Below are 18,850 nucleotides of genomic sequence, written 5' to 3'. Positions count from 1 at the left end.
GCTAGCGAGGATCTCCCTTCCGACCGGCGGGTTCTCGGATATCCACAACAGCGGACAGTGTTGTCCGGCTCCACTTGTCGAGAAACTCGATATCACCGAACGTGATACGGGATTCCAGCGCTTCGGCGGAGCCGCGTCACCGGAGCGCGAGGGCGTCGTCGCGCATGCGCATGACCATGGCCTCGGGCGGCGGCAGCGTGCACTGCTCCTGCTGCAACTCGGCGGCGGTATCGGCCGACGAGCGGTCCTCGACGACCTCGGTGACCGTGCGCGCCAGCAGCTCCCAGGGCGGCGGCTCGGCGATGAGCGCCTTGCCCACGCCGGTCGCCTGGACGCGCATCGCGTTGATCCACTGGTCGTTGGCGAACTGCGGGATCACGACCTGAGGGGCGCCGCTCGCGAGCGCCGTCATCGTCGTGCCGAAGCCGCCATGGGTGACGACGGCCTGTGCGCTGCGCATGACCTCGGGCGGCGGCACGCGCTCCACGTGGGCGTTGCGCGGCCACGGGCGCACGCTGTCGGGGTCGCCGTCGGGTCCGATCGCCACGAGCACGCGCGCGTACACGCGCGACAGCGCGTCGATCACGTCACGGTACGCGCCCGCCGCGGGTGATGTGGCGGTCACGGTGCCGAACGTGACGTAGACCAGCGGCGCATCCGCGTCGCCCCACCTCGGCAGGTCGGTCTCGGGACCTTCCGGCGCGGGGTTGTAGCGGAAGCGGTGGATCGCCCGCGGCTCGCCGGGGCCGGGCACGTCGTCGTCGAAGCCCGGGGGGACGATCGTGTACAGCGGCGCCTCCGAGGCCGCCGCCAGCAGACTCCCCGGTTCGAGCCCGGCCGAACCTTCGAAGTCGGCGAACGAGTGGCCGATCATGCCCATCAGCAGGCGCAGCGTCTCGAGGATGCCGATCGCCGACTGGACGTGGGGGATGCCGCGCGACTCCGCGACGACGAGGGAGGCGACTTCGGCGGGTTCGCGCACGATGAGGTCGGGCCGCCACTCGTCCACGACCTGCTGCATCCGCGGGAGCGCTGCACGGCCGCGCAGGCGCCCGAACACATCGCGGATCATGACGAGGTTCGACTCCTGGCGGCTGGGGTTCGGGCCGAGGCCCGCCAGGGCTCCGGCGATCTCGTCGGCGGACGGCTCGTCGAAGCCGAACGCGTCGTAGCCGGCCGCCGTGACCCGGTCGGCGAACGACGCCGGACATGCCACGCGCACCTCGACGCCGGCCTGCGCGCATGCCCGCGCGAGCGGGATCATCGGCCGGACGTGACCGAGATTCGCCGTCGTCGCGAAGAGCACGCGCATGCGGCGATTCTTCTCGGACGTGGCCGTCCGGTCAACGGTCCCGGGCATGTTCGGACGAAACGGATGCCCGGACCGACGAGGTCCGGGCATCCGTTCCGGGGGGAGAGGGGCGGGGGCGCCTGCTACTGGCCGTCGACGAGGTACTTCGAGTACGCCGGCAGCGTGAGGAAGGCCGGGAAGTCCTCACCCAGCGCGACTTCGCGGAAGATCTCGGCGGCGTCGTCGAACCGGTCGCCCTCGAATCGCGTGACCTCTTCCAGGGTCCGAGTGATCAGGCCCTCGACGTACTCGCGGGTGATGGGCGTGCCGTCCTCGATCGTGCGGTCCTGGTGGATCCACTGCCAGATCTGCGAGCGCGAGATCTCGGCGGTCGCGGCATCCTCCATGAGGTTGTCGATGGCGACGGCGCCCAGGCCCCGCAGCCACGCCTCGATGTAGCGGATGCCCACCGACACGTTGTCGTGCACGCCCTTGGCCGTGATCGGGCGTCCGATGTGGACGTCGATCAGGTCCGCGGCCTTCACGTGCACGTCGTCCCGCTGGCGGTCCACCTGGTTCGGCTTGTCGCCGAGCACGGCGTCGAACTCCGCCTTCGCCGTCGGGATCAGGTCGGGGTGGGCCACCCACGTGCCGTCGAAGCCGTCGCCGGCCTCGCGCTTCTTGTCGGCCGACACCTTCTCGATGGCCATGGCGGTCACCTCGGGGTCGCGGCGGTTCGGGATGAACGCGCTCATGCCGCCGATGGCGAACGCTCCGCGCTTGTGGCACGTCTTCACCAGCAGCTCGGTGTACGCCCGCATGAACGGCACCGTCATGGTGACCTCGCTGCGGTCGGGCAGCACGAAGCGGGCGCCGCGGCCGCGGTAGTTCTTGATGATCGAGAAGATGTAGTCCCAGCGACCGGCGTTCAGGCCCGCGATGTGGTCGCGCATCTCGAAGAGGATCTCCTCCATCTCGAACGCGGCCGGCAGCGTCTCGATCAGCACCGTGGCGCGGATCGTGCCGTGCGGGATGCCGATGTACTTCTCGCTGAAGGTGAAGATGTCGTCCCACAGCTTCGCCTCCTCGCTCGACTCGAGCTTGGCGATGTAGAAGTACGGGCCGACGCCGTTCTCGATGAGCTGCGCGGCGTTGTGGAAGAAGTACAGGCCGAAGTCCACGAGCGAGCCGGATGCGGCCATCGAGCGGCCGGACCGGTCGGTGAACTGCATGTGCTGCTCCACCAGGTGCCAGCCGCGCGGGCGCATCACGATCGTGGGCGTGCGCTCGGCGGTGACGCGGTACTCTTTGCCCTCGGGGCTGGTGAACTGCAGCTGACCGCGGATGGCGTCGTACAGCGACAGCTGACCCTCGATGACGTTCTTCCAGGTGGGGCTCGTGGCGTCCTCCTGGTCGGCCAGCCACACGCGGGCCCCCGAGTTCAGGGCGTTGATCGTCATCTTCGGGTCGGTCGGACCCGTGATCTCGACGCGGCGGTCCTCGAGGCCGGGGCCGGCGCCGGCGACGCGCCAGTCCGCGTCGTCGCGGATGTGGGCGGTGTCGGCGCGGAAGGTCGGGTCGTGCCCCTTGCCGATCTCGAAGCGGCGGTGCATGCGGTCCGAGAGGCGGTCGTGGCGGCGTCCTGCGAAGCGGTGGTGCAGCGCGGCGAGGAACGACAGCGCCTCGGGCGTGAGGATCTCGTCGTAGCGGGGGCCGAGCTTCGCGAAGACCTCGATCTTGGGCTGCGGCGTCGGCGGCGGAGTCTGGATGGTGTTGGTGGTGGGCGCGATGCCCGTGGCGGTGGGAGTCATTGCCCGCTCTTCCTGTGCTGGGATGCCGGAGCATCCGAATTCCGTGTTGGGTCTCGATCCCGTGTCCCCCTTTTCGTCGCTGCGAGGTGAGTCAGGCGACGAGGAGTGGGACATGCCCGAGGTGCGGGCGGTTTCAGCGGGACCGGTGAGGTCGTGAGACCACTCTGCGTGAAGTTCGCGGGGTGCACCTGCCAAAACCGGGTGTGAAGTTTGTGTGATCTTCCGTTTTCGTGACAGACTCCCGCCATGACGATGTCGTTGCCCCAGGAACACCTCGCAGATGCCCCCGACGATGAGGACGTGGATTCCCTCACGATCGGCCGCCGCATCCGTCAGCTGCGCACCGACAGGGGCATGACCCTCGAGGAGCTCGCGACGGCCGTCGGCCGGGCCCCCAGCCAGCTGTCGATGATCGAGAACGGCCGCCGCGAGGCGAAGATCACGCTGCTGCAGGCGATCGCGCGGGCGCTCGCGACGTCGCTCGATGCGCTGCTGGAGTCCGAGCCGCTCGACGAGCGGGCGACCCTCGAGATCCAGCTCGAGCGGGCGATGAAGGGCCAGACGTTCCAGTCGCTCGGGATCGAGCCCTTCCGCATCGCGAAGTCGGTGCCGACGGACGCGCTGAAGGCGCTGCTCGCCCTCCACGGCGAGATCGACCGCCTCCACGACGAGCGCGCCGCCACCCCCGAGGTCGCGCGGCGCGCGAACCTGACCCTTCGCAAGCTCATGACGAAGGAGAACAACTACTTCGCCGACCTCGAGTCGCACGCGCGCGATCTGCTCGCAGCGGTGAACCACACCGGCGGTCCGCTGACGCAGCGCACGGCATCCGATATCGCCGCTCACCTGGGGTTCACGATCCACTACGTGCCCGACGTCCCGCTCACGACGCGGAGCGTCCTCGACCTCAAGAACGGTCGTCTCTACCTGTCGAGCAGCCTGACGAGCAAGCGGGATGCGCGCACCGCCGTGCTGCAGGCGCTCGCGAGCCGCATCCTCGGCCACGCCGAGCCGGCGAGCTACGCGGACTTCCTGCGGCAGCGCGTCGAGATCAACTACCTCACGGGTGCGATCCTGATGCCCGAGGACGACGTCGTGCCCATGCTGACCGAGGCGAAGGCGCGCCGTGCCCTGTCGATCGAGGACCTGCGCGACGCGTACTCGGTGTCGTACGAGACCGCCGCGCACCGCTTCACGAACCTCGCCACGGTGCACCTGGACCTCCCCGTGCACTTCCTCAAGGTGCACGAGTCGGGCACGATCACGAAGGCCTACGAGAACGACGACGTGAACTTCCCGACCGACCGCTTCGGCTCGATCGAGGGTCAGATGTGCTGCCGCAAGTGGACGAGCCGCGTCGTGTTCGACATCCCCGACCGGTTCAACCCGTACTTCCAGTACACCGACACCGGCAACGGCACCTACTGGTGCACCGCGCGCGTCGAGCCATCGAGCGAGGGCTTCCACTCCGTGAGCGTGGGCGTCCGGTTCGACGACACGAAGTGGTTCATCGGGCGCGAGACCCCCAACCGGGGCGTCTCCCGCCACTCGGTCGAGGTGTGCTGCCGGCGCGCCCCCTCGGACCTCGAGGCCTCGTGGCGCGAGCAGTCCTGGCCGAACGTGCGCACGCCGCGGACGCTGCTGGCGACGCTGCCGACGGGCGCGTTCCCCGGCGTCGACACCACCGACGTGTACGAGTTCCTGGAGTCCCACGCGCCGCAGGCCTGACCCGTCCGGGCCAGGCCTGCGGGTCGCGGACGTCAGCGCGAGAGCGCCGCCGCCTCGGCGGGGACCGGCGTCTCGACCGGCTCGGCGAGCAGGTCCGCCAGATGCATGTCGATCTGGGGCATGAACCCCGGATCGACGGCGAACAGGCCCAGGTGCCCGTGGACGTCCTCGACCACGCGCAGTTCGCTGCCGGGGATGAGCCGCTGCTCATCGGCGCAGTCGCGCACGGGGAAGAACATGTCCTCGTCGATGGGCATGACGAAGGTCTTCGCCGTGATGCGCCCGAGCGCGGCCTCGAGGTCGCCGTCGGTGTGGCGCGACACATCGCCGCGCTGCCACTTCCAGGCCATGGTGAGCAGTGCGTTCGGATCCATCGCGGTGAAGTACGGCTCGAGGAAGTCCGTGAGGAACTGCTCGCGCGACGCGAAGCCGAGCGCGGACCACTTCTCCTGCTTCCAGAACTCCGTCGAGAAGCCCATCGTGCCCCACAGGTGGGCGTGCCGCCTGAGCCCGTCTTCGACCTGGGCGTGCGTTGCGTACTCGCCGCCGGCGAATCCGGGATCGCTGTGGATCTGCGCGATCAGCGTCTCGGTGAACAGGAAGTCGTGCGGTGTGTTGCGGGCCGTGCCCGCGATCGGCGCGGCGCGGAGCACCTTGTCGGGGAAGCGGACCGCCCACTCGTACGTCTGCTGCGCGCCCATCGATCCGCCGACGACGAGCGCCAGCCGCTCGATGCCGAAGTGCTCGCGCAGCAGGCGCTCCTGGGCGACCACGTCATCGCCGATCCGCACGTGGGGGAACTTCGACATCGCGATGTCGGGGTCGTCCACGTTGTGCGGCGACGTGCTGAGGCCGTTGCCGATCTGGTTCACCGCGACGATGAAGTACTTCTCGGGGTCGAGGGCGTGGCCCGGTCCGACGTAGGCGTCGGCCCAGATCTGGTGCGTGCCCGAATACCAGGTCGGGATGAGGATGGCGTTGTCCTTCGCCTCGTCGAGCGTGCCCCACGTGCGCACCGCCAGACGGCAGTCGTCGATGACGCCGCCGTCCTCGAGTTCGAGGCGACCGATCGAGATCAGCTCGAAGTCCTCGTGCACATCGGGCGAGTAGTACGGATTGTCGATCATTCTGGCCACCTCTTCGTGGTCGGGGAACGGGATGCCCTCAGCATCCGGCGACACGGTGGCGCCGCGGTACCGTCAGTGCGACGCGAATTCGGATCCGTGACCCGACGAACGTCGGGTCACGCCGGCAGGCGGCGCCCCGCGTCCACAGCGACGGGCGGCGGAAGCTCCAGGGCGCGAGACGCGCGCATCCGCTGGCGCATGACCGCGATGGCCAGACGCGCCCGTCCCAGCCCGTCCAGGGGCGCGAAGCCCAGTTCGTCGGCGATGACGGACACGCGAGTGGTCATCGTGGAGTGGTGGATGCCCGCCAGCCGCGCCGCTTCGCGCACCGATCCCGCCCGCACGAGGGCGTCGAGCGTCGCTGACGCCCACGTGTGCCCGTCGACGAGGCGGGCCACGGCGGCCTCGTCGCGGTCCGGGCGCGCATTGGCGGGCGTGTCGGCGAGGACCTCCGCGAGGCCGCCCAGATCGTCGGCGCGGGAGACCCCGCCGGGTTCGGCGAGGCGCAGCGCCACCAGGGCGGTCCGGAAAGACAGCTCGAGATCGTTCAGGTCGGCCGCGATCCCGATGCCGAGGGGCTCCGCCGCCGGTGCGGCGTCGGCGGCGACGATCGCGACGTGGACGGGCCCGACCGCCGACGCGACGACGTCCTCGGGGCCTCGGGGGTGGGCGCGCCAGAGCGCGAACAGCGGGGCGACGACGACGCGGTACGAGACGCCGTCGGCGAGGCCGCGCCGGCGAGCGGCGGCGACGCGCTCCTCGGCGGCTGCGTCGTGGCCGACGATCACCGCCACGTCGCGCTTCATGGGCGCATCGAGATGGTCGTAGCGCACGTGGAGCGCGAGTGCGAGCCGCTCGATGATGATCGCCTCATTAGGCCCGGGCTCCGAGGTCGCCGCCTCGATCCAGACGGTCATCCCCTCGGACTCGCGGACGATCCCGGTCGGCGGGGCGGGCGCGAGCCGCTCCCCGCGGGTGTCGATCCGGATCTCGGGCGCGTCCTCGGCCCGTCGCACGCCCACGACCGCCCCCGACAGCGCGGCTGCCGCGCTGAGCAGCCCGTCGGTGCCGACCCCGCCCGCCATGAGCTCGTCGAAGCAGGCGATCACGCGAAGGCTCGCGCTCGCGGTGGGGTCGAGCTGCCGCAGGCGGCCCAGGAGCTCCTGCATCGTCGACCTCCTTCGCTCGCGACGTCATTGTGCATCCGTGCGTGCTCAGTCTGCCAGTGTCCGGCGCAGCCAGTCCTCCCGGGCGACGATCATGCTCCGCGCGATGCGGGTGTGCGGCGCGAAGATGTCGCACGCGTGGAACGCTCCCGGCCACACGTGCAGTTCGGCATCCACGCCCGCCGCCCACAGGGCTCGTGCGTACTCGACCGCCTCGTCCCGGAAGATCTCGGCGGTGCCGACGTCGATGAAGGCGGGCGGGAGTCCCCGCAGGTCGGTCGCGCGCGCCGGCGCCGCATAGGTCGGGACGTCGGGCCCGCGCACCGCGTCGCCCAGCAGCGCCGCCCAGCCGGTCTCGTTGCTCACGCGATCCCATACGCCGACACCGTCGAACGCGCGGGTGGAGGCGGTGCCGCCCCGATCGTCGAGCATGGGGTAGTCCAGCAGCTGCCCGCGCAGCGGCGGTCCGCCGCGATCGCGAGCCGCGAGGGCGACCGCCGCCGCGAGCCCGCCACCGGCGCTGGCGCCGGCGACGACCAGCCGTCGGGAGTCCAGCCCCAGCTCCCGCGCTGCGTGCGCCACCCACTCGAGCGCCGCGTAGCAGTCCTCGAACGGGACGGGATGCGGGTGCTCGGGAGCGAGCCGGTACTCGACGGTGACGACGGTGACACCGAGCCGCTCGACCCATCCCAGCGCGGTGTCGGCGCCGCTGAACCGGTCGCCGAACATCATGCCGCCGGAGTGGAACAGCAGGACCGCCGGACCATGCGGTCCGACGGTCGGCCGGACGATCGAGGCTGCGAGCACATGGCCCTCGAAACCCGGGAAAGTGAGGTCCTCCACCTCGACGCGGCGATCGCCGAGCAGCTCGTCGCGGGGAGGAGACGCGTACGAGGCGCGCATGAACCCGATCAGGTCGGGCGTGATCGTAGGCGGGAAGACTCCGCCGACGACAGCGAGGGCCGCGCGCAGCTCCGGATCGATCTCGACGCGCCCGTGCATGGACTCCCCGTGCATGGACTCATTGTGCCGCCTCGGCCGTGGGTGCGGGCCGCGGTGAGCCCCCGTCAGCGGCCGGCGACCCAGTCGGCGACGGATGCCGGCCACGCGGTGCGCGCGGACGAACGCGACAACTCGACGCGGTCGGCGAGGCCGTACGCGGTGTAGATCGCGTTCACCGCGATCCATCGCAGCGGCTCGACCTCCCACTTCTTCGCCTTCTGCCCCACCCAGGGCAGGTGCACCAGGTCGGTGTCGCGCCCGAGCACGAGGTCGGCGAGCGTGCGGCCGGCGAGGTTCGTCGCCGTCACGCCGGTGCCGACGTAGCCGCCGGCCCAGCCGAGACCCGTCGCCGGGTCGTGGCCGACCGTGGCGGCCCAGTCGCGGGGAACGCCGAGGACGCCGGCCCACGCGTGCGCGATCGGCGTGTCAGCGGCATCCGGGAAGAAGTCGCGCAGCAGCCGGGTGAGCGACGCGATGGTGCGCTGCTGCGTCGACCCGTCGGTGTCCACGCGCGACCCGTAGCGGTACGGCACGCCGCGGCCGCCGAACGCGATGCGGTCGTCGGCGGTGCGCTGCGCGTACATGTACACGTGCGCGAAGTCGCCGAGTGTCTCGCGGCCCTCCCAGCCGACCGAGTCCCAGAACGATGCCGGCAGCGGCTCGGTCACGATCATCGACGAGTTCATCGGCAGCCACGTGCGGTGCTCGCCGCGGAGGTCGGCGGTGAAGCCCTCGGTCGCGCGGATGACGTGCGCGGCGGTGACGGTGCCGTGCGAGGTCACCGCCGTGCCCGGTGAGATCTCGAGGACGCGCGTGTTCTCGCAGATGGTCACGCCCAGGCCCTCGACCACCCCGGCGAGCCCGCGCACGAGCTTGGCCGGGTGGACGCGTGCGCAGTGCGGGTGCCAGATCCCGCCGAGCACGCCGTCGACGGCGATGCGCGACGCGACCTGGGCGCCGTCCAGGACGTCGATGTCGGTGTGCGCCCACGCCGCGGTGTCCGCGGCGGCCGCCCGCAGGCGTGCGAGCTGAGCGGGGGCTCGGGCGATCTCGAACTCGCCGCCCTTGACGATGTCGGCGTCGATGCCCTCGCGCGCGGCGACGGCGATGACTTCGTCGACGGTCTCGTTGAGCGCCCGCTGGTGCGCGTTCGCAGCATCGACGCCGCGCGCCGCCGCGTACCGCTCGCGTCCGCCGGTGATCTCGTTGGTCAGCCATCCGCCGTTGCGCCCGGATGCCCCGAACCCCGCGAACCGCTGCTCGAGCACCGTGATCCGAAGATCGGGCTGGAGGGTCTTCAGGTAGTACGCCGTCCACAGTCCGGTGTACCCGGCGCCGACGATCGCGACATCGGCGTCGATGTCGCCGGAGAGCGCCGGGCGCGGGCTCGGGATGCCGCCGAGATCGCGCCACCACCACGAGACGTCACCGTTGGGAACTGCCGGGGTCTGCATCCGCCCATCCTCCCGCGCCGAGGCCCCGGGGCCGACGCCGGGCGGGAGGCGATCCGTCCCGATTCCGCCGCCGCGCCGGACAGTCGCATCAGCCGCGGGCGCGCAGCGCCGCCCACAGCTCGGCGCGCGCCGCGAAAGACGACAGGTCGCGGCCGAGCAGCCGCTCGATGAGCGACAGGCGCGTGCGCACGGTGTGGCGGTGCACGCCGAGCGCCCGCGCGGTCGCCTCGTGCGAGCAGTCGTGGTCGAGCCACGCCGAGAGGGTCTCGACGAGGCGGGAGCCGGTGTCGCGATCGTGGTCGGTGAGCGGCCTCAGCTCGGCCTGCGCGAGCGCCCGGGCGGCGTCGGGGAGCGCCGACAGCACGCCCGTGGCGGCCACGTCGGCGAACGCCGTGACGGCCTCCGTGCCGCGGTCGCGCGCGATGCGGGCCTGGTCGACCGCCGCCGCGAACTCCTCGTAGGCGGCGGGATCGCTGACCCCGAGGCGGATGCCGAAGCGATCGGCGACCTCGTCGAACACTGCGCGGCCCGACGAGGGCACCGCGATGGCGAGGCCGTCGTCGGCGCGACCGAAGAACAGGGCGCCGTGGGCCTCGTCGGCGCGCAGCTCGAGGAGCTCCGCCAGCCCGTCGTGGTGGGCGGCCCGCGCCTCGGTGAGGGCCACCGACACCGGCTCGGGCGGGAGCGGACCCCAGACGTCGCGCGCGATGCGGGCGGCGAGGGCGGCGTCGCCAGCCAGGAGCGACTGCACGAGGCCCGCGCGCAGCGCGCCCCAGGCGCGTGAGAGCCCCTGCTGCTGTTCGAGCGCGAGACCGGCCATGGCGATGACCGCCGTGACGACGCCGCGCCCTTCGCGATCGAGTTCCCCGCTCGCGATCGCGATGACCCCGCGGAGCCGTCCGCCGCGCCCGAGCGTCTGCAGCGTGAAGGGGCGCTCGCCGATCCGGATCGCGGACCCCGCCCGGACGCCCCGTCGCAGCACGGTGCGCACCTCGTGGTGGACCGTGTCGGCGGTGTCGGCGTCCAGCCCCGCGATCGGATGCTGGCGGCTCAGCTCGCCGGCGGCGTCGAAGAGGCCGACCCACGCGTCGAGCTGGCGCGACAGCTCCGACAGGGTCGCGCCCAGTCCGTCGGGCCGCAGTGCGGCGAGCGAGATGGCGCGCTGCGCGGCCAGCGCCCAGTTGCGGCGCGCGAACGCCTCGGCGGCGATCGCCTCGGCGTTGGCGCGGGCGACGGCGATGAACGGCGTGCGGTAGGGGACCTCGAAGAGCACGAGCCCCTCGGCCGCGCACGCCGTGACGAGCGCCGGCGGGATGCCGTTGCGCACGACCTCGGTGCCGAAGCCGAGCCCGGCGATGTCGCACGCGGCGAGCCGGCGGACATACGCCCGGTAGGGCTCGGGGTCGTCTCCGGTCTCGGCGAACTGCGTGCCGGTGGTCAGCAGCACGAGTCCCTCGGACAGGAACGGCGTCGGATCCTCGAGATCCGAGCTGTGCACCCAGCGGACGGGGCGGTCGAGCGCCACCGTGCCGGCGTCGACCTCGACGCGCAGATGCAGGTCGGCGCGAGCCAGCAGCGCGCGCAGCGTCGGCGCGTCCGCGTCGACGGCCATGGTCCCTCCGGAGTGTACGACGTGTACAAGACGGTAACGCGACTGTACAGGACGGCGGATGCCGTCGCCGCGCGCGGCTCGTACGCTCGCCGCATGACGACGGTCGAGACCTCTGCCACCGTGCCCGTGGGCGGGCCCTCCCTGCCGCAGGAGCGGCGCCTGGTCACGGCCATTCCGGGCCCGAAGTCCCAGGAGCTGCTCGCGCGCAAGTCCGCAGCCGTCCCCGCGGGCGTCGGCCACACGGCCCCGATCGCCGCGGTCGCCGCCGGCGGCGGCGTCGTCGTCGACGCCGACGGCAACTCGCTCATCGACATGGGCTCGGGGATCGCCGTCACCGGCGTCGGCAATGCCGACCCCAAGGTGGTCGCCGCAGTCCAGGCGCAGGTGGCGCAGTTCACCCACACGTGCTTCATGGTCTCGCCCTACGAGTCCTACGTCGCCGTCGCCGAGGCGCTCAACCGCATCACACCGGGTGACTTCGCCAAGAAGACCGCGCTGTTCAACTCGGGCGCCGAGGCGGTCGAGAACGCCGTCAAGATCGCCCGCAAGTACACCGGCCGGCAGGCGGTCGTCGCCTTCGACCACGGCTACCACGGCCGCACCAACCTCACGATGGCGCTGACGGCCAAGTCCATGCCGTACAAGAGCGGCTTCGGCCCGTTCGCCCCCGAGGTCCACCGGGCGCCGCTGTCGTACCCGTACCGGGACGGACTGACCGGCCCCGAGGCCGCCGAGCGCGCGATCTCGGTGATCGAGAAGCAGATCGGCGCCGACAACCTCGCCGCCATGATCATCGAGCCCATCCAGGGAGAGGGCGGGTTCATCGTCCCCGCCGACGGGTTCCTCCCGGCGCTCGTGGAGTGGTGCCGTGCGAACGGCGTCGTCTTCATCGCCGACGAGGTGCAGACCGGCTTCGCCCGCACCGGAGCGATGTTCGCCAGCGAGCTGTTCGGCATCGAACCCGACCTCATCACCACCGCGAAGGGCATCGCCGGCGGCCTTCCCCTCGCCGCCGTCACCGGCCGCGCCGAGATCATGGACGCGCCGCACGTCGGGGGTCTCGGGGGCACCTACGGCGGCAACCCGATCGCGTGCGCCGCGGCGCTCGCCGCGATCGACGCGTTCGAGCACGACGGTCTCATCGAGCGCGCGCAGCACATCGGCGCGCGCCTCACCGCCCGGCTCGAGGGGATCCAGGCATCCGACCCCCGCATCGGCGACGTTCGCGGACGCGGCGCGATGATCGCCGCCGAACTCGTCGACCCCACCACGGGGAAGCCGGATGCCGCGCTGACCGCCGCCGTCGCGAAGGCGTGCATCGCGCAGGGCGTGATCGTCCTCACGTGCGGCACGTACGGCAACGTGATCCGCTTCCTGCCGCCGCTGTCGATCAGTGACGAACTGCTCGACGACGCGCTCGACGTGCTGATGGCGGCGCTCGCCGCATCCTGACGCAGACTAGACCCACCCACCCGATACCGGAGAGATACGCACATGAGTGACTACGCCGTCGTCAACCCCGCCACGGGCGAGACTCTGGCCACCTACCCGACGATCACCGACGACGCGCTGCAGGAGGCGATCGCGCGCTCCGACGCCGCGTACCGCACGTGGCGCGACGTGCCGGTGGCCGAGCGGGCGGCGAAGATCCGCCGCGTCGCCGAGCTGCACCGCGAGCGCAAGGACGAGCTCGCCGCCATCATCGTGCGCGAGATGGGCAAGCCGCTGTCGCACGCCGAGGGTGAGGTGGACTTCGCCGCCGACATCACCGAGTTCTACGCCGACAACGCCGAGAAGATCACCGGCGACCAGCCGCTGGACATCCTCGGCGAGGGCACCGCGGTCGTCCGTCGCTCGCCGCTGGGGGTGCTGCTGGGCATCATGCCGTGGAACTTCCCGTACTACCAGGTCGCGCGCTTCGCGGCGCCGAACATCGTCGTCGGCAACACGATCCTGCTCAAGCACGCCCCGCAGTGCCCCGAGTCGGCCGCGGCCCTCGAGGACATGTACCGCGAGGCGGGCCTGGGCGACGTCTACATCAACATCTACGCGACCAACGACCAGGCCGCGACCGTCGTCGCCGACCCGCGCGTGCAGGGCGTCTCGGTGACCGGCTCGGAGCGCGCCGGCTCCGCCGTCGCGGCGCTCGCGGGCGCGAACCTCAAGAAGGTCGCGCTCGAGCTGGGCGGCTCGGACCCGTTCATCGTGCTGTCCACCGACGACCTCGACACGGTCGTCGCCAACGCCGTCGAGGCGCGCATGGACAACAACGGCCAGTCGTGCAACGCCCCCAAGCGCTTCATCGTGATCGACGACCTCTACGACGCGTTCGTGGAGAAGTTCACCCAGGCGATGCGCGCGCAGACCATGGGCGACCCGTTCGCCGAGGACACGCTGCTCGGGCCGCTGTCGTCGACGCTGGCCGCCAAGCGCCTCGAGGCGCAGGTCGACAAGGCCGTCGCGCAGGGCGCGACGCTGGTCGCCGGCGGAAAGCGCGACGGCGCCTTCTACGAGCCGACCGTCCTCACCGGCGTCTCGAGCGACATGGACGTCTACCGCGAGGAGCTGTTCGGTCCCGCCGGCGTCGTCTACAAGGTGCAGAACGAAGACGAGGCGGTCCACCTCGCCAACGACACCAGCTACGGCCTCGGCTCGTACGTCTACACGACCGACCCCGAGCAGGCCGAACGCGTCGCCGACAAGATCGACGCGGGCATGGTCTACATCAACTGCGTCCTGGCCGACAGCCCCGAGCTGCCCTTCGGCGGCGTGAAGCGCTCCGGCACCTCGCGCGAGATGGGTCTGCTGGCCGCGGACGAGTTCGTCAACAAGAAGCTCATCCGCGTCGCGCCGTAATCCCGTCCGAGGTCCGCGCGCCGCTCACACCGCCGCGCGGGCCTCGGCGAGGGCCTCGTCGGCCCACTGCCGCTGCTCGGGCGGGCCCGAGCGCTCGGCGGCGTCCTTCGCGCGCTCGAACGCGGCGATCGCGTCGTCGGTCCGACCGGCGTCCAGCAGCGACCACCCGGCGTTGTTGTGCAGCGAGACGCTCCAGCGGAGCGTCCGCGGGTCCGAGACGCCGTCGAGGATCCCCAGGGCCTCGGCCGTCCAGTCCTCCGCCCGCTCGGCGTCCGCGATCGCGAGCATGTGCAGTGCGTCGACCTGCAGGAACGTCAGCGTCTCGGCGGCGGCGGCTCGAGCGGCCGCCGCGAACATCGACACCGCCGCATCCGCGCGCCCCGACGAGTTGCGCACGCGTCCGAGCTCCAGCGCGATCCGCACGTCGACGGCGGGCGTATGGGCATGGAGGGACCCGAGGACGGTGTCCGCCTCCTCGAAGCGCCCCTGAAGCCCCAGGGCCCGTGCGACTTGCGTGAGCAGCTCCGCGCGGCATCCGGCATCCGATTCGTCCTCCGCCGCGGCGCGCAGGCGCTCCTCGGACCCGACCGGATCCGAGAAGTCCCACAGGTCGTCGAGCAGCTTCTGCGAGATCTGCATGACACGCATGTTAAGACTGGGTCCTAGGTCCTGGCGTGTTCGCCGCGAAAAGAGGGAGGATGTCGGTATGAACGAGACAACGGAGGCCGTCGTTCCGCTCACCGACGAGGAATGCTGGGCCCGTCTGCAGACGCAGTCGCTGGGCCGCCTCGTCACGCACGTGGGCGACGTGCTGGACATCTTCCCGGTGAACTACCTCGTCGACGAGTCGACGATCCTGTTCCGCACCGCCGAGGGCAGCAAGCTGTTCGAGATCTCGATCAACGACGAGGTTCTGTTCGAGGTCGACGACCACACCGATGCGGACGCCTGGAGCGTCGTCGTGCGCGGCCACGCGCATCGCCTCGAGCACAGCGACGAGGTCGAGCGGGCCGACACGCTGCCGCTGAAGCCGTGGATCCCGACGGTCAAGTACAACTACGTCCGCGTCGTTCCGACGAACCTGTCGGGGCGCGCGTTCGTGCGCGGCGAGGAGCCCGACCGGTACGGCATCCAGCAGTACTGAGGCCGGCCCCGGTTCGCGGCGGCCGAGGGCATGCCGTACACTGGACGGAGCAGTTCAAAACTGCATTCTTTCGCCGCGCCCGCCTGTCGGGCCGATCCCTTTCGAAGAGATCAGGGCAGAAGACTGCAGGGAACCCGGACCCGCGACGCGGGTCTTAGGGCGGTAGCTCAATTGGCAGAGCAGCGGTCTCCAAAACCGCAGGTTGCAGGTTCGATTCCTGTCCGCCCTGCGCGCCAGCGGAAGCTGGCACACGGAAGGTAATCAGGTGGCATCGATGGTCCAGGACGAGCCGACGGGCGACGTCGTCGCAAGCGGCGGCAGCGCCCCCCGCGAGAAGAAGCTCAACGTCTTCGCGCGGATCGCTCTGTTCATCCGTCAGGTGTTCGCAGAACTCCGCAAGGTGGTCACCCCCACCCGGCAGGAGCTCGGCAAGTTCACCGCTGTGGTCCTGGGCTTCGTCGTCGTGATGATGGCGATCGTGTACGGCCTGGACGTGCTGTTCGTCTGGATCACGGCGTACGTCTTCGGGATTCCCGCGGCGTAGCGCCCCTGATCTCGCCGGGGAGCGTCCCTGGACGCGCCGGCTCGAGAAATGGAAGAGAACGCAAGTGTCTGAAAAGTATGTCGACGACGCCGACTGGGCGACGGCCGCGGAGCAGTCCTCCGAGGACGATGAGGCCCAGGAGGGCAACGTCCTCGAAGCCGAAGAGCGGTCCGTCGAGGCCGCCGAGCACGTCGCCATCCACATCGAGGGCGGCGACGAGGACCAGAGCGACGACGAGGACACGGACGAGGTCGACGACCCGGAGGCAGACGCGATCGTGAACGACGCACTCAACATCGACGAGACCGCTGAGGTCGAGGCCGCGGCCGAGGTGCTCAACGACGCCGTCGCGGAGGAGGAGGCCGAGCGCGCCGCGCACGCCGCCGAAGAGGTCGCGCCCTACGACGGCCCCGAGGTCGGCGAGGACGACGAGGCCGAGGCCGAGGCCGAGGAGGCCGACGTCGACGAGGACCCCTACGAGGCGTTCCGCGCCGAGCTGCGCTCGCTCGAGGGCAAGTGGTACGTCATCCACTCCTACGCCGGCTTCGAGCGCAAGGTGAAGGCCAACATCGAGCAGCGCAAGTCCACGCTCGAGGTCGAAGAGGACATCTACCAGGTCGAGGTCCCCATGGAGGACGTCGTCGAGATCAAGAACGGCCAGCGCAAGATGGTCACGCGCGTCCGGATCCCCGGCTACGTGCTCGTGCGCATGGAGCTGAACGAGGACACCTGGTCGGTCGTCCGCCACACCCCGGGTGTCACCGGCTTCGTCGGCAACGCCCACAACCCGACCCCCCTCCGCTTCGAGGAGGCCTTCAACATGCTGAAGAGCCTCGTCGAGGTCAAGGAGGTCGCGCCGGCCAAGGGCACCGCCGCCAAGGGCGCGCCGACCGTGGCCCGCACCGTTCCCGCCGAGGTCGACTTCGAGATCGGCGAGACCATCACGATCAAGGAGGGCTCGTTCGCAGGCCTCCCCGGTTCGATCAGCGAGATCAAGCCCGAGAGCGGCAAGCTCACGGTGCTCGTCTCCCTGTTCGAGCGCGAGACGCCGGTCGAGCTGTCGTTCGACCAGGTCACCAAGCTCTGACACAGACTTCCCGGGTAATGTCCCGGGGGAACCGCTGCCCGGAGATGCCGGGTTCGCGGGAGAGCCGGATGCCCCGTGCATCCGATTCGTTGAAAGGAAAACACAATGGCACCGAAGAAGAAGGTGACCGGCCTGATCAAGCTCCAGATCAACGCCGGCGCCGCCAACCCGGCGCCGCCGATCGGCCCCGCGCTCGGTCAGCATGGCGTCAACATCATGGAGTTCTGCAAGGCGTACAACGCCGCGACCGAGTCGCAGCGCGGCAACGTCATCCCCGTGGAGATCACCGTCTACGAGGACCGCAGCTTCACCTTCATCCTGAAGACCCCGCCGGCAGCCGAGCTCATCAAGAAGGCCGCAGGCGTCCAGAAGGGCTCGTCCACTCCGCACACGACCAAGGTGGGCAAGCTCACCAAGGACCAGGTGCGTGAGATCGCCGAGGCCAAGCAGCCCGACCTGAACGCGAACGACATCGAGGCCGCCTCGAAGATCATCGCCGGCACCGCCCGTTCCATGGGCATCACGGTCGAGGACTGAGGGGAAGAATAGACATGGCTACGAAGTCCAAGGCCTACCAGGCCGCCGCCGCCAAGATCGCGGCTGACAAGTTCTACACCCCGACCGAGGCCGTCGCCCTCGCGAAGGAGACCGGCTCGGCGAAGTTCGACGCGACCGTCGAGGTCGCCCTCAAGCTCTCGGTCGACCCCCGCAAGGCGGACCAGATGGTGCGCGGCACCGTCATCCTCCCGCACGGCACCGGCAAGACCGCCCGCGTCATCGTCTTCGCGACCGGCGCCGCGGCCGAGGCCGCTGTCGCCGCGGGCGCCGACGAGGTCGGTGGCCCCGAGCTCATCGCGAAGGTCGCCGACGGCTGGACCGACTTCGACGCGGCTGTCGCCACGCCGGAGCTCATGGGCCAGGTCGGCCGTCTCGGCAAGGTCCTCGGTCCCCGAGGCCTCATGCCGAACCCCAAGACCGGCACCGTGACCCCCAACCCGGCCAAGGCCGTGGAGGAGATCAAGGGCGGCAAGATCGAGTTCCGCGTCGACAAGCACGCCAACGTGCACTTCGTCGTCGGCAAGGCCTCGTTTTCGGCCGAGCAGCTCGACGAGAACCTCCAGGCCGCGCTCGACGAGATCGTGCGTCTGAAGCCCTCGAGCTCGAAGGGCCGTTACATCCAGAAGGGCGCCGTGTCGACCACGTTCGGCCCCGGCATCCCGCTGGACGTCAACGTCATCGCCTGACACGCTCTGCGTTTCCGGATGCCCCTGTCCTCTTCGGAGGGCGGGGGCTTCCGCCGTTCCCGGGCTCAGGCGGTCTCGAGCACCTGGAAGACGCCGCCGCCGGACGGCTCGATGTCGGTGACGGATGCCTGGGTGACACGGGAGCCGGGAGGGCCCTCGGCCATCCACGCCAGCACCGTGTCGACCTGGGCGTCGCTGCCCTCGACCTCGGCTTCGACGGATCCGTCGTACCGGTTGCGCACCCAGCCGGTGACGCCGGCCTCGCGGGCGATCAGCCGCATGGTGTAGCGGTATCCGACTCCCTGGACCATGCCCTGCACGACCACCCGCACGCGCCTCATGGCTCCATCGTGCCAGGATGCCGTCATGGGCACGATCGACGACTACCTCGCGGGCCTCGACGACGCCGACCGTGCGGTCATCGCACACGTCTACGACGTCGCCCGCGCCCACGTCCCCGACACCGAGCAGGGCACGAGCTACGGGATGCCGGCGCTGCTGCACCGCGGCAAGGCGCTCATCGCGGTCATGCGCACGAAGAAGCACATCGCGGTATATCCCTTCAGCGGCATGGTGCCCGCGGCAGCCGCATCCGCGCTCGAGGGCTTCGACGTCGACAAGGGGACCATCAGATTCCAGCCCGGGAATCCGCTGCCGGACGACGCCATCCGGGCCGTCCTCGATGCGCGGATCGCCGAGATCGAGGGCATCTGAAGCCACCGACGCCTGAGCGTCGCCGATCATCGCCCCTATTGACAGGAAACTCTCAGGGGTGCAACGTGTG

General features: G+C 70.6%; 18 protein-coding genes and 1 tRNA gene. 10 read left to right on the top strand and 9 right to left on the bottom strand.

Annotated features, from left to right (window positions below; all coding sequences use genetic code 11):
* Positions 1-136: 136 nt before the first annotated feature.
* Positions 137-1,312, bottom strand: a complete 1,176-nt coding sequence (locus HD594_RS16105) for a glycosyltransferase (protein ID WP_184752019.1) — start codon at positions 1,310-1,312, stop codon at positions 137-139.
* 122 nt (positions 1,313-1,434) lie between these two features.
* The gene (aceB, locus tag HD594_RS16100) at positions 1,435-3,102 is read right to left on the bottom strand and encodes a malate synthase A (RefSeq protein WP_184752017.1); all 1,668 of its coding nucleotides are present in this window, start codon (positions 3,100-3,102) and stop codon (positions 1,435-1,437) included.
* Positions 3,103-3,354: 252 nt separating this feature from the next.
* Here aceB and HD594_RS16095 point away from each other — a divergent pair, with 252 nt between their 5' ends.
* A complete protein-coding gene (locus tag HD594_RS16095) occupies positions 3,355-4,830 on the top strand; it encodes a helix-turn-helix transcriptional regulator (protein WP_184752974.1) in 1,476 nt (491 codons plus the stop codon).
* A 32-nt stretch (positions 4,831-4,862) separates the two neighbouring features.
* Here HD594_RS16095 and HD594_RS16090 read toward each other — a convergent pair whose 3' ends face one another.
* From HD594_RS16090 to HD594_RS16070, 5 genes are all read right to left on the bottom strand, one after another.
* Positions 4,863-5,957 (bottom strand): alpha/beta fold hydrolase, encoded by a 1,095-nt coding sequence (locus HD594_RS16090; protein ID WP_184752015.1) that lies wholly within the window; start codon positions 5,955-5,957, stop codon positions 4,863-4,865.
* Between the two features lie 116 nt (positions 5,958-6,073).
* Positions 6,074-7,126, bottom strand: coding sequence for a helix-turn-helix domain-containing protein (locus HD594_RS16085; RefSeq protein ID WP_184752013.1), 1,053 nt, complete (start codon positions 7,124-7,126; stop codon positions 6,074-6,076).
* Between the two features lie 45 nt (positions 7,127-7,171).
* Positions 7,172-8,140 (bottom strand): alpha/beta hydrolase, encoded by a 969-nt coding sequence (locus tag HD594_RS16080; protein WP_246414081.1) that lies wholly within the window; start codon positions 8,138-8,140, stop codon positions 7,172-7,174.
* 50 nt (positions 8,141-8,190) lie between these two features.
* Positions 8,191-9,579 (bottom strand): NAD(P)/FAD-dependent oxidoreductase, encoded by a 1,389-nt coding sequence (locus tag HD594_RS16075; protein ID WP_184752011.1) that lies wholly within the window; start codon positions 9,577-9,579, stop codon positions 8,191-8,193.
* Positions 9,580-9,667: 88 nt separating this feature from the next.
* Positions 9,668-11,191 (bottom strand): PucR family transcriptional regulator, encoded by a 1,524-nt coding sequence (locus HD594_RS16070; RefSeq protein ID WP_184752009.1) that lies wholly within the window; start codon positions 11,189-11,191, stop codon positions 9,668-9,670.
* A 93-nt stretch (positions 11,192-11,284) separates the two neighbouring features.
* On the opposite strand from HD594_RS16070, the gene gabT reads away from it, so the two are divergent.
* Both gabT and HD594_RS16060 read left to right on the top strand, forming a co-directional pair.
* A complete protein-coding gene (gabT, locus tag HD594_RS16065; protein WP_184752007.1) occupies positions 11,285-12,643 on the top strand; it encodes a 4-aminobutyrate--2-oxoglutarate transaminase in 1,359 nt (452 codons plus the stop codon).
* A gap of 42 nt (positions 12,644-12,685) precedes the next feature.
* Complete coding sequence (locus tag HD594_RS16060; protein ID WP_184752005.1) at positions 12,686-14,047, top strand: NAD-dependent succinate-semialdehyde dehydrogenase; 1,362 nt, start codon at positions 12,686-12,688, stop codon at positions 14,045-14,047.
* A gap of 24 nt (positions 14,048-14,071) precedes the next feature.
* Here the strand turns inward: HD594_RS16060 and HD594_RS16055 are convergent, their stop codons facing one another.
* Entirely contained in the window at positions 14,072-14,686 is a 615-nt protein-coding gene (locus tag HD594_RS16055; protein WP_184752003.1) for a hypothetical protein, read from the bottom strand.
* A gap of 67 nt (positions 14,687-14,753) precedes the next feature.
* Here HD594_RS16055 and HD594_RS16050 point away from each other — a divergent pair, with 67 nt between their 5' ends.
* From HD594_RS16050 to rplA, 6 genes are all read left to right on the top strand, one after another.
* Positions 14,754-15,191, top strand: a complete 438-nt coding sequence (locus tag HD594_RS16050; protein ID WP_184752001.1) for a pyridoxamine 5'-phosphate oxidase family protein — start codon at positions 14,754-14,756, stop codon at positions 15,189-15,191.
* A gap of 156 nt (positions 15,192-15,347) precedes the next feature.
* A tRNA-Trp gene (locus HD594_RS16045) sits at positions 15,348-15,420 on the top strand.
* A 45-nt stretch (positions 15,421-15,465) separates the two neighbouring features.
* Positions 15,466-15,735 carry a preprotein translocase subunit SecE gene (gene secE, locus HD594_RS16040; RefSeq protein ID WP_184752970.1) on the top strand — a complete coding sequence of 90 codons (270 nt, stop codon included), beginning with the start codon at positions 15,466-15,468 and terminating at the stop codon, positions 15,733-15,735.
* Positions 15,736-15,799: 64 nt separating this feature from the next.
* Positions 15,800-16,822: a transcription termination/antitermination protein NusG gene (nusG, locus tag HD594_RS16035; protein ID WP_184751999.1), complete on the top strand. Its 1,023-nt coding sequence runs from the start codon at positions 15,800-15,802 to the stop codon at positions 16,820-16,822.
* A gap of 105 nt (positions 16,823-16,927) precedes the next feature.
* A complete protein-coding gene (rplK, locus tag HD594_RS16030; RefSeq protein WP_184751997.1) occupies positions 16,928-17,359 on the top strand; it encodes a 50S ribosomal protein L11 in 432 nt (143 codons plus the stop codon).
* A 14-nt stretch (positions 17,360-17,373) separates the two neighbouring features.
* Positions 17,374-18,066, top strand: coding sequence for a 50S ribosomal protein L1 (gene rplA / locus HD594_RS16025; protein WP_184751995.1), 693 nt, complete (start codon positions 17,374-17,376; stop codon positions 18,064-18,066).
* 65 nt (positions 18,067-18,131) lie between these two features.
* On the opposite strand, the gene HD594_RS16020 is transcribed toward rplA, so the two are convergent.
* Positions 18,132-18,407 carry an acylphosphatase gene (locus HD594_RS16020; protein WP_184751993.1) on the bottom strand — a complete coding sequence of 92 codons (276 nt, stop codon included), beginning with the start codon at positions 18,405-18,407 and terminating at the stop codon, positions 18,132-18,134.
* Positions 18,408-18,432: 25 nt separating this feature from the next.
* Between HD594_RS16020 and HD594_RS16015 the strand changes: the two genes are divergently transcribed.
* Positions 18,433-18,780, top strand: coding sequence for an iron chaperone (locus HD594_RS16015; RefSeq protein ID WP_184751991.1), 348 nt, complete (start codon positions 18,433-18,435; stop codon positions 18,778-18,780).
* Positions 18,781-18,850: the final 70 nt, after the last annotated feature.

Origin of the sequence: Microbacterium thalassium (assembly GCF_014208045.1) — a bacterium.
In the GTDB taxonomy this organism is placed as follows: domain Bacteria; phylum Actinomycetota; class Actinomycetes; order Actinomycetales; family Microbacteriaceae; genus Microbacterium; species Microbacterium thalassium.
The sequence above is the reverse complement of the archived record's forward strand: the minus strand, read 5'-3'. Positions and strand labels throughout refer to the sequence as shown.

Bases quoted from the DNA above. Each gene is read 5' to 3' on its own strand.
- HD594_RS16105 (WP_184752019.1), bottom strand. From the start codon at position 1,312: ATGCGCGTGCTCTTCGCGACGACGGCGAATCTCGGTCACGTCCGGCCG.
- aceB (WP_184752017.1), bottom strand. From the start codon at position 3,102: ATGACTCCCACCGCCACGGGCATCGCGCCCACCACCAACACCATCCAG.
- HD594_RS16095 (WP_184752974.1), top strand. From the start codon at position 3,355: ATGTCGTTGCCCCAGGAACACCTCGCAGATGCCCCCGACGATGAGGAC.
- HD594_RS16090 (WP_184752015.1), bottom strand. From the start codon at position 5,957: ATGATCGACAATCCGTACTACTCGCCCGATGTGCACGAGGACTTCGAG.
- HD594_RS16085 (WP_184752013.1), bottom strand. From the start codon at position 7,126: ATGCAGGAGCTCCTGGGCCGCCTGCGGCAGCTCGACCCCACCGCGAGC.
- HD594_RS16080 (WP_246414081.1), bottom strand. From the start codon at position 8,140: ATGCACGGGGAGTCCATGCACGGGCGCGTCGAGATCGATCCGGAGCTG.
- HD594_RS16075 (WP_184752011.1), bottom strand. From the start codon at position 9,579: ATGCAGACCCCGGCAGTTCCCAACGGTGACGTCTCGTGGTGGTGGCGC.
- HD594_RS16070 (WP_184752009.1), bottom strand. From the start codon at position 11,191: ATGGCCGTCGACGCGGACGCGCCGACGCTGCGCGCGCTGCTGGCTCGC.
- gabT (WP_184752007.1), top strand. From the start codon at position 11,285: ATGACGACGGTCGAGACCTCTGCCACCGTGCCCGTGGGCGGGCCCTCC.
- HD594_RS16060 (WP_184752005.1), top strand. From the start codon at position 12,686: ATGAGTGACTACGCCGTCGTCAACCCCGCCACGGGCGAGACTCTGGCC.
- HD594_RS16055 (WP_184752003.1), bottom strand. From the start codon at position 14,686: ATGCAGATCTCGCAGAAGCTGCTCGACGACCTGTGGGACTTCTCGGAT.
- HD594_RS16050 (WP_184752001.1), top strand. From the start codon at position 14,754: ATGAACGAGACAACGGAGGCCGTCGTTCCGCTCACCGACGAGGAATGC.
- secE (WP_184752970.1), top strand. From the start codon at position 15,466: ATGGTCCAGGACGAGCCGACGGGCGACGTCGTCGCAAGCGGCGGCAGC.
- rplK (WP_184751997.1), top strand. From the start codon at position 16,928: ATGGCACCGAAGAAGAAGGTGACCGGCCTGATCAAGCTCCAGATCAAC.
- rplA (WP_184751995.1), top strand. From the start codon at position 17,374: ATGGCTACGAAGTCCAAGGCCTACCAGGCCGCCGCCGCCAAGATCGCG.
- HD594_RS16020 (WP_184751993.1), bottom strand. From the start codon at position 18,407: ATGAGGCGCGTGCGGGTGGTCGTGCAGGGCATGGTCCAGGGAGTCGGA.
- HD594_RS16015 (WP_184751991.1), top strand. From the start codon at position 18,433: ATGGGCACGATCGACGACTACCTCGCGGGCCTCGACGACGCCGACCGT.